Here is a 15,532-nt window from a genome sequence, read left to right as displayed (position 1 = left end):
CGGCAATCCGGGAAGTTTACTTACCGTGAAAAGCGCCGGATTCGTCACACTTTCACAACATAATTCTAAAAAATTCAGGAAAGTGCCAGCGGAGAAATCCGCTGGCCAATGAATCAGTTATCGCCAAAGTGGATAACGGTACGGATGGATTTACCCTGATGCATTAAATCGAACGCGTCGTTAATCTGCTCCAGCGGTAAACGGTGGGTAATAAACGGATCCAACTGAATTTTCCCGCTCATCGCATCTTCAACCATACCAGGAAGCTGAGTACGCCCCTTCACGCCGCCAAACGCGGAACCGCGCCAGACACGCCCGGTAACTAACTGGAACGGACGCGTTTTGATCTCTTGTCCGGCTCCTGCCACGCCAATAATGATGCTTTCGCCCCATCCTTTATGGCAGCATTCCAGCGCCGCGCGCATCACGTTAACGTTACCGATACATTCGAAACTAAAGTCCACGCCGCCATCGGTAAGCTCGACAATCACATCCTGAATCGGTTTGTCGTAATCCTTCGGATTGATGAAATCGGTCGCGCCCATTTCACCTGCCAGCGTAAATTTTTCCGGATTGGTATCAACGGCCAGAATACGCCCGGCTTTCGCCTGCGCCGCGCCCTGAATCACCGCCAGGCCAATACCGCCCAGACCAAATACGGCGACGGTATCACCTTCTTTCACTTTTGCGGTGTTATGGACCGCTCCAATACCGGTGGTCACGCCACACCCCAGCAGACACACTTTATCCAGCGGAGCCTGCGGGTTAACCTTCGCCAGAGAGATCTCCGCGCAAACGGTGTATTCGCTGAAGGTACTGGTGCCCATATAGTGATAAATCGGCTCGCCGTTATACGAGAAACGGGTTGTGCCATCCGGCATCAGACCTTTGCCCTGGGTCGCACGTACGGCCTGACACAGGTTAGTTTTACCCGATTTACAGAACTTACACTCGCCACATTCTGCGGTGTATAGCGGGATCACATGATCGCCCGGTTTCAGGCTGGTAACGCCTTCACCCACTTCAACCACAATGCCGCCACCTTCATGGCCGAGCACCGCCGGGAAAACCCCTTCCGGATCGTCGCCTGAGAGCGTAAAAGCATCAGTATGGCACACGCCTGTGTGGGTAATTTTAACCAGCACTTCACCTTTCTTTGGCGGTGCGACATCGATTTCGACAATTTTTAACGGTTGGCCGGGGCCGAATGCAACTGCTGCACGTGATTTCATTTGTCTCTTCCCATTATTGCGAGGTGATGGTGTTATTTTAGATAAGCACGCAGAAGATGGCCGATTTCAGCCATGCGCACGGCACGCTGGTCTGGGGTTGTTTCCCCGCTGACCAGTTCGTCTTTCAGGTGGATCTCAACCATTTCGCCCATCAGGCCATTGGATGCGCCGCGCACGGCGGCAATTTGTTGCAGGATAGCCAAACACGGCTCGCCGGACTCCAGCGCGCGCTCAAGCGCATCAACCTGACCGCGAATACGGCGTACACGGGTGAGAATGCGTTTTTTATCTTCGGGTGAATGCGGCATACGCCCTCCAAATACTATAGGGGGGTATACTATCAATCTTTTTAACTAATTGTAAAATAAATAACTTGTTATTCTTTAATGAGTTGCACAAACAGCACATTTAGACATATGTGGGCATATCACCGTGTTAAGCGGTTTTAGAGCCGCAACACCGAGCGCTTTTCGATGTATTCTGCATCGCTGAACAGACCGGATTTTTTCTGGAGCAGCGTAACTGGTTTGTCACTCGCAAAGAACAGTCAGTTGAAGACTCATGTAATTATGAACAATACGAATACCCCCGACTACAAACCGGGGGTTTCTATTTTTTAATACGCTATATATAATAATTAGTTACTTATTCCGTAACTGCACACTCTGGCACGCGAATTTCCTTAATGAGCCTGGAAAAACTTTTTAACGAACACATTCCCTGACTATTTTTCTCTTCACATGCAATTAATTTTAAATCAACTTTGCCAGCAGGTTTTTCTAACGACAACGGTTGTATATCCCTCATATCTCTCAGCGTCTGATAAACAAATGAAACCTGAACCCAATCAGTATTATCACTGGTTCTATTCCACTTTTCGAATACAAGCTCCCCACCAGGAGGGGTATTATCAGGTTGACCGGGTAGCGACCAGTTAAGATCTAAAGCCCCGCTTAAATTTGCAAGATTGGTATCATGACCAGCAATAAACAACAGAGATACGGGTAATTTTATGCCATACCTGTTTTCTGTTGTACCATTTGTCAATAATGCAGTCTCTATCATATCGAGTAATGGTGTGGCCCTACTACGGGCAACTTCTGGAGTTCTTTGCAAAAGATCAAACTGAGCGTTATGCAGACTTAACAAATCTCTCCATTCTTTTTCTCCCGTAATACGCCCCCAGGCTACCTGTGGCATTCCCTGGGCCTCTTGCAACAGAAATATCTCAGTCAGCGTGGAAGAAAGACTCCAGGCACCAGGTAATGATACATTGTCAGGAGTTACTTTAAGTTCAGACGGTAGGTAATCCCCCCGAAAAGCCGGTGTGTTCATAAGTAGAATTTTCTCGTAATCTGAACCGGGAGATTTCTATGAAAAAATCACGTTTTACCGACAGCCAGATCATGGCCATCCTCAAGCAAGCAGAAGCAGGAACGCCGGTGGCTGAATTGTGCCGCGAGCATGGCATGAGTAGCGCCAGTTTCTATAAGTGGCGCTCACGCTTTGGCGGGATGGATGCCTCCATGATGGCCCGTCTGAAAGAGCTGGAAGATGAAAACCGCCGCCTTAAAAAGATGTATGCCGAAGAACGACTAAAAGCCGAGATCATTCAGGAGGCTATGGCAAAAAAGTGGTGAAGCCATCGCATCGAAAGCAGATGGCACAGGACGCAGTCAGGAGTCGAAGCGTCAGCATACATTTTGCCTGCCAGTTGTTTGCTGTCAGCGAAAGTTGCTATCGCTATCAGCCTCAGTTGAATGAAGAAAATGTCATTATTGCCGACTGGTTGCTCCGCATCACTGGCAATCAGCGCAACTGGGGATTTGGCCTGTGCTTTTTGTATCTGCGTAACGTAAAAGGCTTTAAGTTCAACGGTAATACCCCCATTTTTGACGGAGGTGATAAGTAGAATCAGGCCATGCGTTGAATATGTTGCATCGGCGTGAAACCATTCAACGCCATATTTGGTCGTTCATGATTATAAAACCATTGCCACTGCGTGGCATAGTTCTGCAATTCATCCAGTGATGTAAACAGGTGTTGCCCCAGCCAATCATAGCGTACCGTACGGTTGTAACGCTCAATATAGGCATTTTGCTGCGGATTGCCGGGCTGAATAAAGTTAATCTGGATGCCCCTGTCATTAGCCCATGATATCAACGTGTTACTGGTATATTCTGGTCCATTATCACATCGTATTGCTATGGGTTTACCTTTCCATTCAATGAGCTGTTCCAGCGTTCGCACAACTCGGTTTGCCGGCAGAGAAAAATCGACCTCTATTGCCAGTGCCTCACGGTTAAAATCATCGATAATATTCAGCAGACGGACTGAGCGACCATCTGATAATTGATCGTGCATGAAGTCCATCGACCAGCATTCATTACTGTTTTTAGGTACCGTCAGCGGTTCGGGCTTATCCCGTTTCAGTCGTTTTTTCGGCTTTATTCGCATGTTCAGCGATAACTCGCAGTAAATTCGGTACACCCTTTTGTGGTTGAACTTAAAGCCTTTTACGTTACGCAGATACAAAAAGCACAGGCCAAATCCCCAGTTGCGCTGATTGCCAGTGATGCGGAGCAACCAGTCGGCAATAATGACATTTTCTTCATTCAACTGAGGCTGATAGCGATAGCAACTTTCGCTGACAGCAAACAACTGGCAGGCAAAATGTATGCTGACGCTTCGACTCCTGACTGCGTCCTGTGCCATCTGCTTTCGATGCGATGGCTTCACCACTTTTTTGCCATAGCCTCCTGAATGATCTCGGCTTTTAGTCGTTCTTCGGCATACATCTTTTTAAGGCGGCGGTTTTCATCTTCCAGCTCTTTCAGACGGGCCATCATGGAGGCATCCATCCCGCCAAAGCGTGAGCGCCACTTATAGAAACTGGCGCTACTCATGCCATGCTCGCGGCACAATTCAGCCACCGGCGTTCCTGCTTCTGCTTGCTTGAGGATGGCCATGATCTGGCTGTCGGTAAAACGTGATTTTTTCATAGAAATCTCCCGGTTCAGATTACGAGAAAATTCTACTTATGAACACACCGGCTTTTCGGGGGGATTACCCAACCACAAAAGGGTGTACCGAATTTACTGCGAGTTATCGCTGAACATGCGAATAAAGCCGAAAAAACGACTGAAACGGGATAAGCCCGAACCGCTGACGGTACCTAAAAACAGTAATGAATGCTGGTCGATGGACTTCATGCACGATCAATTATCAGATGGTCGCTCAGTCCGTCTGCTGAATATTATCGATGATTTTAACCGTGAGGCACTGGCAATAGAGGTCGATTTTTCTCTGCCGGCAAACCGAGTTGTGCGAACGCTGGAACAGCTCATTGAATGGAAAGGTAAACCCATAGCAATACGATGTGATAATGGACCAGAATATACCAGTAACACGTTGATATCATGGGCTAATGACAGGGGCATCCAGATTAACTTTATTCAGCCCGGCAATCCGCAGCAAAATGCCTATATTGAGCGTTACAACCGTACGGTACGCTATGATTGGCTGGGGCAACACCTGTTTACATCACTGGATGAATTGCAGAACTATGCCACGCAGTGGCAATGGTTTTATAATCATGAACGACCAAATATGGCGTTGAATGGTTTCACGCCGATGCAACATATTCAACGCATGGCCTGATTCTACTTATCACCTCCGTCAAAAATGGGGGTATTACCGGTATACAGTTCAATATTTCCTCCGGCCCGTTCCAGAATAGCGTTTTTAACCTTCAATGTGTTAAACGAACATTTCCCCATTTTTACCGGATTAAAAAGAGGATCAGTTTTTTCTTCATCCTTCTGATAATGCACTTGAATTTGACATTTTGGTGCTAACCCAGCCAGAAACGCCTCCCCCGTTTTACGGGTGCGTTGATCCGTGTCTGCAATAACAGCAACCTGCCCTGGAGATGGGCACGTTTGATTATTCAACAGACCTTTGCTTGTGAACCATAAACGTTGATACTGACCTAATTCAGAAACAAGTTCTCCCCCACGAGGCGTTAGCCATCCTAACGGCACATCCCATTGTGGCCATTGATCGGGTGTGACATCTTTCATTATTGGAGTGAACTTCGTAGGTGCTCTTACTCCATGACGACTCACTATCACAACCCGCTCAAGTTTCATACCGTTCTGCTCTTCAGCACGTATTGAGAAAGAACCGCATAAGAGAGAAAAAATTAATAAACGAATGATGAATGTACTCATTACCAGCACCACCTTTTCGTAAGTGAAAAACAAACAACTCGTATAAGCCAGTTCGATACCTGGTTCTATCAGATAGAAATAATCCTACTCCTGAGTTCACAACAATCCAACTTTTTGAATATCAACTTTGTATCTTATCGAAGTATTAAAGGAGTGCTAATTTAGCCGCGCTGGAAAGGTATCCAAGGTTATGGAATCGTTGGCAATTTACAACGTCCTGTCATTGAAAGGATAATTGATCCGGTATAAATAAGGTGGGCGGAAGCCTTGTTTGGCTATCAATTTACCCGCAGCAAATCACTGTATCTTGTTGTATAACGTGGTGAAAGCATGTCTCGCTTCATCGCCCACGGCTGCTGTATCCCTTGCCCGGCAAAGTAGAGCGTTCCTTTCCCCTTTTCAGCATTAAGAGTATCCAGTAGGTCCATCAATTTATCGCTGTTACGCCGCGGGGCGTTATTATCAAAAAGATTCAGCTGTGCAACGCCAGAGCTAAAAAAATCCCCCAGCATAACGCCCGCTTTTTGATAACGTAGCCCCTCTCGCCAAACGGCGTCCAGGCTGCGCGTGGCTGCTGTAATAATGTCCCGGCTATCCTGAGTTGGCGTCAGCAGTTTTATCGATGCGCTGTTACCGTAATAAGGTTCATTCAGGGCAAACGGACTGGTTTTGATAAACGTAGAGATAAACCGGCAGTACTGGTGTTCTCTGCGCAGCTTTTCCGCAGCACGTGAAGCATAGGTGCAAATGGCCTCTCTCATGGCGTTGTAATCCGTGAGTTTTTCACCAAACGATCTTGAGCAGATAATTTCCTGCTTATCCGGCGCAAACTCTTCCAGAGCCAGACAAGGTTCACCACGCAATTCCCGGACGGTTCGCTCAAGCACGACGCTGAAATGTTTACGAATGAAGCGAATATCGGTACCCGCGAGGTCGAGAACCGTTTTAATACCCATAACGTCCAGTTTTTTGCCGATACGGCGTCCGATGCCCCAGACTTCATCAACCGGGAGTGCTGCCATCAGCTTACGCTGGCGTTCAATATTTGAGAGATCCACGACTCCGCCCGTCTGTTCCTGCCACTTTTTGGCCGCATGGTTCGCCAGTTTGGCCAGGGTTTTGGTCTGAGCAATGCCGACCCCAACCGTGAGACGTGTTTTCTGCAAAATGGTTGCTCTGATTTCCTGACCAAAATCCGTAAGATCCCTGCAGTTTCGCACGCCCGTTAAATCACAAAAGGCTTCATCAATACTGTATATCTCCACGCGTGGCGACAACTCCTCCAGAATCGACATCACCCTGCTGCTCATATCCGCATACAGTTCGTAGTTCGAACTAAAACAGAACACGCCATAGCGCCTGAACAGATCTTTCTGTTTGAAGTACGGAGCGCCCATATTAACGCCAAGTGCCTTTGCCTCTACGCTGCTGGCAATAACGCAACCATCGTTATTTGAAAGAACGACAACGGGCTTCCCTTTCAGATCAGGCCGGAATGCCGACTCACAGCTGGCATAAAACGCGTTAACATCCACCAGTGCAAACATCATCAGCCCGCAGCTTTAATGATAAATGTCACCACGCCAAATATATCCAGCGTGTCCTCGCTGCTAATCATGATCGGCGCGTAGGCGCTGTTCTCTGGCTTCAGCATCACAACCGGATGTAATTGCAGGCGTTTAACGGTGAATTCGCCCTCAACGGCGGCAATAACGATGTCTCCATGGGCAGGTTTTCTGGCGCTGTCGACAATCAGTAAATCCCCCTCGCCGATCCCTGCTCCCCTCATAGAGTCGCCAGATGATTTAACAAAATAGGTTGCGCTGGGATGCCGTACCAGCAGGTCATTGAGGTCGATACGTTTCTCAACGTAGTCCTGTGCAGGAGATGGAAAACCGCAGGGCACAAGATCGCTAAATAACGGAAAGTGTTTAATTTCGCGGCGTTCCGCAGGCTGGAAAAACAACATAATAATCTGCCTCTCATTTACTGTATTTATATACAGTAGTTTTAATAAGAGCAGCAATCAAGTAGCGAGTGTGATGAACTGGACGTTGTTTAACCATCTTGCCGGTAAGTTTTTATGATGTCTGGAAAAATAATCGGCTAAAAAAATACCCCGCATTTGCGGGGCATTACATCAGGAGCGTTTTCGCGGCATCATGCGCAGCAGCGTATTGTCCTTCCAGAAATAGTGGTGCATCAGGGCGGCAGCGGCATGCAGAGCAATAACAAAATAGCCCAGATTTGCCAGCGTCACGTGCCAGGACTTCAGCATATCCACTACATCAAAATTGGCCTCTGCCGCATGCGGCATAACGATGCCGAATGCAATCCACGGGTTACCCCGGTTGTACATCATCACCAGTCCAATAATCGGCAGAACAATAAACAGCAGATAGATAACCAGATGCCCCAGATGCGCCATTCCGGTCATCATCGGCTTCGGTTTTGGCACAATCGGCGGTGCCGGATATTTTAGCCTGACCAGCAGACGCGCCACCATCAGCGTTAAAATAGTGATGCCACAGGATACGTGCACCATGTTAAATAAGGGACGATAGCTGCGCGGGAAAAATCCGCGAAACTCCATAGCGCTGTAGGCCACAATGACCAACAAAAAGACCAGCCAGTGAATGCCAATTTGCAGGCCAGAATACTTATTCCCCATAACACTTCCTGAATAAAAACAATAATGCGTCACCATAACGGGCTTTTGTTAAAAATTCATTAACTTTTGCTCACCCGGCTTATTCTTATGGATCGCCAGCAAAGTGTGAGAATTGCGCCGGGTGGCGTACAGGCTCACCCGGCGAAAACTTAGGACTGCAGATACACCACCTGCGTTTGCAGATATTCGTTCAGACCGTGTTTACCGTCAGCCCCGCCAATCCCGGACTTGCGCCAGCCAGCATGAAAGCCCTGCATCGCCTCGAAGTTTTCACGATTAATATAGGTTTCGCCAAACTTCAGCCCTTTAATCGCTTTCATCGCCGTATTCAGATTCTGCGTATAGATCGATGAGGTCAGACCGTAATCGCTGTCATTGGCCATCGTCAGCGCCTGTTCCAGCGTATCAAACGCTACCACCGGTAGCACCGGACCAAACGTCTCCTCGTGCATAATCGCCATCTCCTGGCGCACGTCTAACAGTAACGTCGGTGGATAGTAATACCCTTTGCCGGAAACGGCCTTACCGCCCAGCACCACTCTGGCGCCTTCCTGCACCGCTCGTGCAACTTTCTGCTCTACACGCTCCAGCGCAGCGGCGTTAATCAGCGGCCCCATTGCAATATCATTGCGCTCAGCCGGATTGCCAAACTGCACGGCTTTCATCGCCTCGCCCAGACGATTGACGAATTGGTCATAAATACCTTTCTGAACGTACACGCGCTCGGCACAGTTGCATACCTGTCCGGTGTTGATCACCCGCGAGTCAACAATTGCCTTTACGGCCAGTTCAAGATCGGCATCATCCATCACGATAGCCGGGGCCTTGCCGCCCAACTCCAGACAAACTTTGGTGATATTTTTAGCCGCCGCAGCCATAATTTTCTCACCCGCCCCGACGCTACCGGTCATGCTCACCATGGCCACCTTCGGGTTTGCGGCCAGCGCTTGACCGACCGTTTCACCACGTCCCAGCACCAGATTAAATACGCCGCGCGGCAAGCCAATATCATCAACAATTTTGGCAAAGGCGATGGCGTTATTCGGTGTAAATTCACTCGGCTTAATGACAATGGTATTACCCGTCAACAGTGCGGGAGCCAGTTTGCGGGCAATCAGGAAAAATGGAAAGTTCCACGGCAGAATGCCCGTAGTCACGCCCAAAGCGCGCTTAAACAGCAGAATATTCTCGCCCGGACGATCGCTTTGCAGGATCTCGCCTTCATAGCGACGCGCCCACTCCGCCATATAATCGATATAGTCGGCGGTAAACGAGACTTCGACCTCAGCCAGTTGCTGTATTTTTCCACCCTCCGCCACAATCAGCGCGCTGATTTCACTGGCTCGCTGACGGATACCCGCAGAAATTTTGCGTAACCAGTTCGCCCGTTCAATGGCAGGCAGCGCTTCCCATTGCGGCTGAGCGCGCTGTGCAGCATCGATCGCTTTACACGCATCCTCGGCACGTCCATCGGGAATACGTGAGATCACCTCTTCCGTGGCAGGATTGACGACATCAATCCAGGCATCATCGTGCCAGGTCACAAACTGCCCATCGATATACATAGGATGTTGTACGGGTACTGACATGCGGCTCTCCTGTGATTGATTTGTTTTTAACAAGTAAAACTATTGTTAATTAATATCAATCATGCAGGTCGTATTATGGCTGGAGTGGCTGTTCTGTGAGCGGCTTCATAAAAGCGTCTGGCAAAGTGATGATGAAGGGAAAAAACAGGTGTGATTTTTGCCCGTTTGCCGCAAAACGCCGACAAACGGGCAACAGGAATTACAGAGAGCGGCTCTCCAGTAAGTCAGTCAGCACGATGTCATTTTGCAACTGCTGCCAGGCTTGCTCAACGTTCTGAGGAATATCAACATGGGCAATAAAATCGCGGCCACAAGGCCCATAACCGGTGGCATCATCACGCAGGCGAGGAAGCTCACCGGTAATGAGAGACAGATAGCGATCCACTGACCACAAACCTTCTGCTGCTGGCACAAAATCCACGCCGTCTTGCTGTGGGGCCAGCTCAGGGATGAATCCAGGGAAACTCAACCAGCGCGGCGCATGCGGCTCATCGCGGGTTACGCGCTGAAAGGTTGCCATCGTACGACGTTGCATAGTGGGATCCTGTACCACAATGACGGTATGAATACTTTCCGTCGCCTGATTCAATAATGCACAGCTAAAACGGGCATTCTCACCGCAGTTTGTTGACTGGTCTTCCACCCAAATCTTCTCCCCCGGGATTTGCCAGAACTGATGTGCGATATCGGCAAGGATCGCTGCTTCCGCGCGCCCGGTGGTACGAATGATGTTGTAACGAGGATGCTCTGCAATCGCGTCATACAAAAATCGTGTGGAGTGACCGATGCCACCGCTAATCAACAAGGGAACCTGTTGCTCTTTCGCGATCCGGCAGGCGGCGTCGATGGTCGGAATAACCGCGTTCCCTGCCAGAATCACGCAATCTGACTGAACGGTGATATTCCCCGTAAAATCATTCTGCGCCAACCATCGCCCAACGGTATTGATCGCCGCAAGCGTGGTTGCGGAAAGTGTCGGAAACTGGCTCATACTCATGACTCCTGATCTTAATACTTTATCGGGTTGCATACCGGGCGGTGACGTCACCTTACCCGGTATGCTGTCTGGTACCGATTTATCCCGAAATTTGCTCCATCGCCTGCAAAATACGTTTATCGGAAATCGGATACGGCGTACCAAGCTGCTGGGCAAAATAGCTGACGCGCAGCTCTTCTATCATCCAGCGGATCTCTTTGACATCGTCATCTTCACGGCGAGCGGGAGGCAGTTTATTGAACCACTGCTGCCAGGCTTGCTGCACGCTATCCACTTTCAGCATCTGCGCACGGTCACGATGCGGGTCGATAGCCAGTTTTTCCAGACGCTTTTCGATAGCCTGCAAATAACGCAGCGTATCGCCCAGACGCTTGAAACCATTGCCGGTAACAAATCCACGGTACACCAGCCCGCCCATCTGCGATTTGATATCCGCAAGCCCCAGCGCCATGGTCATATCCACGCGCCCTTTCAGACGTTTGTTGATATTAAACACCGCGGTCAGAATTTGTTCGACCTGCTTAGCAATATCCACCACCGTATCGTTCAGTTCAGCCCGCACTTTTTCATGCAGCGCCGCAAAGCCTTCTTCGGTCCACACCGGACCACCGTTGGCGTCGATCAGTTGATCCACACCACAGGATATACAGTCGTCAATCAAATCCAGCACTTTACCGTACGGGTTAAAATACAGCCCCAGCTTGGCTTTGTTGGGCAGTTTTTCATGCAAATATTTGATTGGTGAAGGAATATTCAGCAACAACAGGCGGCGTAAACCGCACCACATCGCCTGCTGTTGCTCCAGCGGGTTATCAAACAGTTTGATGGCAACGCTGTCACGCTCATCCACCAGCGCTGGCCAGGCTTTTACCTTATAGTTACCGCGTTTTTGCTCGTAACTCTCCGGAAGCTGACCGAAGCTCCAGATGTGCAACCCGCTCTGTTCGATACCGTCATCCGCCACCGCAGACAATGTTTCCTGCACTTTACCCTTCAGTGCGTCTTTCAGATCCTGTAGCGAACGTCCTTCCTGCAGCTTTTTGTTCTTATCATCCACTACCCGGAAGGTGATTTTTAGGTGATCGGGCACCTGATCCCAATGCCAGTCTTCACGGTCAACGGTCACGCCGGTCATGCGGCGCAGTTCACGCTCCAGCGAGTCGAGCAGCGGCAGTTCCAGCGGCGTGACGCGGCCTAAAAACGCTTCCGCATAGTTTGGCGCGGGCACAAAGTTGCGTCGTACCGGTTTCGGCAGAGACTTAATCAGGGCGATCACCAGTTCACGGCGCAGCCCCGGAATTTGCCATTCAAAACCGCTCTCTTCGATCTGATTGAGCAGCGGGAGCGGAATATGTACGGTCACACCATCCGCATCGGCTCCGGGTTCGAACTGGTAACTTAACCGTAGTTTGAGATTGCCCTGATGCCAGAAGTTCGGGTAATCCAGCTTACTGATTTTTTCCGCACCCTCTTTGATGAGCATGCTCTTTTCAAAGTTGAGCAGATCCGGCGTTTCACGGCTGATCTTTTTCCACCAGCTGTCAAAGTGACGCGCGGAGACTACATCATGGCTGATGCGTTGGTCGTAAAACTCAAATAGCGTCTCATCATCAACCAGAATGTCGCGACGGCGTGATTTGTGCTCTAACTCTTCCACCTCAGCGCGTAACTTCAAATTGTCACGGAAAAACGCATGGCGCGTTTGCCAGTCGCCTTCCACCAGAGCATGGCGGATGAACAGTTCACGCGACAACGCGGGATCGATCTGGCTGTAGTTCACCTTACGGGCTGCAACAATCGGTAAACCGTAGACGGTAACCTTTTCTGTTGCCATCACCGCGCCCTGCGCACGTTCCCAGTGCGGTTCACTGTATGAACGTTTGATCAGATGCTGGGCAACCGGTTCGACCCACTCAGGATCGATGCGTGCAGCAATACGTCCCCACAGGCGGCTGGTTTCCACCAGCTCCGCTACCATCGTCCACTTCGGCGGTTTTTTAAATAGACCAGAGCCTGGGAAGATCGAGAAGCGAGCGTTACGCGCCCCGGTAAATTCCTGTTTATCGGCATCTTTCATCCCGATATGTGACAGTAAACCGGTCAGCAACGCGACGTGGATCTCTCTGTATTCAGCGGGTTCGCTGTTAACAGGAATCCCTAACTCTTTCACCACCTGACGCAGTTGCGTGTAGATATCCTGCCATTCACGCACGCGCAGGTAGTTCAGAAAATCAAGTTTGCACTGACGACGGAACTGGTTTGACGACAGCGCTTTCTGCTGCTCGCCGAGATAGTTCCACAGATTCACAAATGCGAGGAAATCAGACTCTTTGTCGTGGAAACGGCGATGCTTCTCGTCGGAGGCCTGCTGCTTGTCCATCGGGCGCTCGCGCGGATCCTGAATAGACAGCGCCGAGGTGATAATCATCGCCTCACGTACGCAGCCATGTTTTTGCGCTTCCAGCACCATGCGCGCCAGACGTGGATCCACCGGCAATTGCGAGAGCTGACGGCCCAATGGCGTCAGTTTGTAAGCGGTTGCCTGTTCGTCGGTGGTTATCGCCCCCAGTTCTTCGAGCAGGCGTACACCGTCCTGAATGTTACGTTTATCCGGCGCTTCAACAAACGGAAACGCCGCGATATCGCCCAGCCCCAAGGCGGTCATCTGCAAAATAACGGACGCCAGGTTGGTACGCAGAATCTCCGGGTCGGTAAACTCCGGGCGCGACAGGAAATCGTCTTCAGAATACAGACGAATACAGATCCCCTCCGAAACACGACCGCAACGGCCTTTACGCTGGTTGGCAGAGGCCTGCGACACCGGTTCAATCGGCAAGCGCTGAACTTTGGTGCGGTAACTGTAACGGCTGATACGCGCAGTACCCGGATCAATCACATACTTGATCCCCGGAACCGTCAGCGAGGTTTCCGCCACGTTGGTCGCCAGCACGATACGGCGACCGCTGTGCGACTGAAACACACGGTTCTGCTCGCTGTTGGAAAGACGCGCATACAGCGGTAGCACTTCGGTATGGCGCAAATCCAGCTTATTCAGCGCATCGGCGGTATCGCGGATTTCGCGCTCGCCGCTCATGAAGATCAAAATGTCGCCCTGACTTTCACGGCCTAACTCATCTACGGCATCAAAAATTGCCTGCAATTGGTCACGCTCGGTGTCATCTGCGTCTTCAACAATTGGACGATAGCGAACTTCCACCGGATAGGTTCGACCAGAGACTTCGATAATTGGTGCATTATTGAAATGCTTTGAAAAACGCTCCGGATCGATGGTCGCCGAAGTGATGATAATTTTTAGATCCGGACGGCGCGGCAGAAGCTCTTTCAGATAGCCGAGCAGAAAATCGATATTCAGGCTGCGCTCATGCGCTTCATCGATGATGATGGTGTCGTACTGCATCAGCAGCCGATCTTGCTGGATTTCCGCCAGCAAGATACCGTCCGTCATCAGCTTAACCATGGTGTTGTCGCTGACATGATCGCTAAAACGGACTTTATAACCGATACAACCGCCCGGCTCGGCTTGCAGCTCTTCTGCAATACGGTTCGCCACGGTACGCGCCGCCAGACGACGCGGCTGGGTATGGCCGATCAGCCCTTTTACCCCGCGCCCGAGCTCCATACAGATTTTGGGTAACTGGGTGGTTTTCCCTGATCCCGTTTCCCCGGCGACAATCACCACCTGGTTATCGCGGATCGCTTCCAGAATATCCTGTTTTTTCTGACTGACGGGCAGGTTTTCCGGGTAGCTGATGACCGGACGCGCGGCTTCACGCAGCACAACTTTACCTGCAGCGTGATCAATCTCTTTTGCCATCTCCTGGTAAATGGCCTGTTGTGCATCAGGATTTTTAACCTTCTTCACGCCCTGCAGGCGGCGGGCAAAACGCTGTCTGTCACGCAGCATCAGTGAATCCAGCTGTTGCTGCAACATGTTGAAGGTTAATTTTTGTTGTTCTGTCATAGCGTTAAAAGGCAGTGCTCTGCCGGGTTAAATCTCTTTTAGATGATAGGTATAGAGTACCACATCAGCGCTTTTCATGTGTTGTTCAATAATTTCGAACATAGGATTCGATATATTGCGCTATCACTGCGACAGGATTGTGAATAAAGTGTCAACAAGCAACGGGGCACTCCCCCTTCAAACACATAAAAGGAAACACCCATGAGCAAGGTATTAGTTCTTAAATCCAGTATTCTGGCAGGGTACTCTCAGTCTGGTCAGTTGTCTGATTATTTTGTTGAACAGTGGCGTGAAAAGCACTCCGCTGATGAAATCACCGTCCGTGACCTGGCTGCAAATCCTGTTCCGGTACTGGATGGCGAACTGGTGGGTGCGCTGCGCCCGAGCGATGCGCCGCTGACACCGCGTCAGCAGGAAGCGCTGGCGTTGTCCGATGAGCTGATTGCTGAGCTGAAAGCGCATGATGTGATTGTTATCGCCGCGCCGATGTATAACTTCAACATCCCAACCCAGCTGAAAAACTATTTCGATCTGATTGCCCGTGCAGGTGTGACTTTCCGTTATACCGAGAAAGGTCCGGAAGGTCTGGTGACGGGTAAACGCGCAGTCGTGTTGACCAGCCGTGGTGGTATCCATAAAGATACGCCGACCGACCTGATCACGCCGTATCTGAACGTATTCCTGGGCTTTATTGGCATCACCGACGTGAACGTCGTCTTTGCTGAAGGCATTGCGTACGGCCCGGAAGTGGCGTCCAAAGCGCAGTCCGATGCGAAAGCCGCTATCGACAGCGTCGTCGCTGCCTGATAATTCACCCTCTCACCATCCG

At 50.2% G+C, this 15,532-nt stretch carries 10 protein-coding genes and 4 pseudogenes; 3 read left to right on the top strand and 11 right to left on the bottom strand.

The window, feature by feature from the left end:
- Positions 1–113 precede the first annotated feature (113 nt).
- From HV237_RS11750 to HV237_RS11740, 3 genes and pseudogenes are all read right to left on the bottom strand, one after another.
- The gene (locus HV237_RS11750; RefSeq protein WP_016153173.1) at positions 114–1,232 is read right to left on the bottom strand and encodes an S-(hydroxymethyl)glutathione dehydrogenase/class III alcohol dehydrogenase; all 1,119 of its coding nucleotides are present in this window, start codon (positions 1,230–1,232) and stop codon (positions 114–116) included.
- A gap of 32 nt (positions 1,233–1,264) precedes the next feature.
- A complete protein-coding gene (locus HV237_RS11745) occupies positions 1,265–1,540 on the bottom strand; it encodes a metal/formaldehyde-sensitive transcriptional repressor (protein WP_003833178.1) in 276 nt (91 codons plus the stop codon).
- Between the two features lie 337 nt (positions 1,541–1,877).
- Positions 1,878–2,537 (bottom strand): annotated as a pseudogene (locus HV237_RS11740) (histidine-type phosphatase); the annotation flags it as partial.
- Between the two features lie 68 nt (positions 2,538–2,605).
- On the opposite strand from HV237_RS11740, the pseudogene HV237_RS11735 reads away from it, so the two are divergent.
- Positions 2,606–3,108 (top strand): annotated as a pseudogene (locus tag HV237_RS11735) (transposase); the annotation flags it as partial.
- 38 nt (positions 3,109–3,146) lie between these two features.
- Here the strand turns inward: HV237_RS11735 and HV237_RS11730 are convergent.
- Positions 3,147–4,234, bottom strand: a protein-coding gene (locus tag HV237_RS11730) for an IS3 family transposase (RefSeq protein WP_095661766.1) whose coding sequence is annotated in 2 segments (ribosomal slippage) — positions 3,147–3,982 and positions 3,982–4,234 — 1,089 coding nt in all. Because the reading frame shifts where the segments join, the coding sequence is not laid out codon by codon here.
- A gap of 70 nt (positions 4,235–4,304) precedes the next feature.
- Between HV237_RS11730 and HV237_RS11725 the strand changes: the two are divergent.
- Positions 4,305–4,892, top strand: a pseudogene (locus HV237_RS11725) (IS3 family transposase); the annotation flags it as partial.
- Positions 4,893–4,930: 38 nt separating this feature from the next.
- On the opposite strand, the pseudogene HV237_RS11720 reads toward HV237_RS11725, so the two are convergent.
- The 7 genes and pseudogenes from HV237_RS11720 to hrpA all read right to left on the bottom strand — a co-directional run.
- Positions 4,931–5,464, bottom strand: a pseudogene (locus tag HV237_RS11720) (histidine-type phosphatase); the annotation flags it as partial.
- A 278-nt stretch (positions 5,465–5,742) separates the two neighbouring features.
- A complete protein-coding gene (locus tag HV237_RS11715; protein ID WP_032931970.1) occupies positions 5,743–7,011 on the bottom strand; it encodes a Y-family DNA polymerase in 1,269 nt (422 codons plus the stop codon).
- Positions 7,012–7,013: 2 nt separating this feature from the next.
- The gene (locus tag HV237_RS11710) at positions 7,014–7,433 is read right to left on the bottom strand and encodes a translesion error-prone DNA polymerase V autoproteolytic subunit (protein WP_016153176.1); all 420 of its coding nucleotides are present in this window, start codon (positions 7,431–7,433) and stop codon (positions 7,014–7,016) included.
- Positions 7,434–7,604: 171 nt separating this feature from the next.
- A complete protein-coding gene (gene cybB, locus HV237_RS11705) occupies positions 7,605–8,135 on the bottom strand; it encodes a cytochrome b561 (RefSeq protein ID WP_019076843.1) in 531 nt (176 codons plus the stop codon).
- Positions 8,136–8,284: 149 nt separating this feature from the next.
- The gene (gene aldA / locus HV237_RS11700; protein WP_016153178.1) at positions 8,285–9,724 is read right to left on the bottom strand and encodes an aldehyde dehydrogenase; all 1,440 of its coding nucleotides are present in this window, start codon (positions 9,722–9,724) and stop codon (positions 8,285–8,287) included.
- 199 nt (positions 9,725–9,923) lie between these two features.
- Positions 9,924–10,715 (bottom strand): YdcF family protein, encoded by a 792-nt coding sequence (locus HV237_RS11695; RefSeq protein ID WP_016156603.1) that lies wholly within the window; start codon positions 10,713–10,715, stop codon positions 9,924–9,926.
- Between the two features lie 85 nt (positions 10,716–10,800).
- Entirely contained in the window at positions 10,801–14,703 is a 3,903-nt protein-coding gene (gene hrpA, locus HV237_RS11690; protein ID WP_047358116.1) for an ATP-dependent RNA helicase HrpA, read from the bottom strand.
- 201 nt (positions 14,704–14,904) lie between these two features.
- Here hrpA and azoR point away from each other — a divergent pair, with 201 nt between their 5' ends.
- Positions 14,905–15,510: an FMN-dependent NADH-azoreductase gene (azoR, locus tag HV237_RS11685; RefSeq protein ID WP_006684422.1), complete on the top strand. Its 606-nt coding sequence runs from the start codon at positions 14,905–14,907 to the stop codon at positions 15,508–15,510.
- The last annotated feature ends 22 nt before the right edge of the window (positions 15,511–15,532 follow it).

Source organism: Citrobacter sp. RHBSTW-00570, assembly GCF_013739755.1.
Lineage (GTDB): Bacteria > Pseudomonadota > Gammaproteobacteria > Enterobacterales > Enterobacteriaceae > Citrobacter > Citrobacter braakii.
Note: the sequence above shows the minus strand (reverse complement) of the source record. Positions and strands in the feature narration are given on the sequence as shown.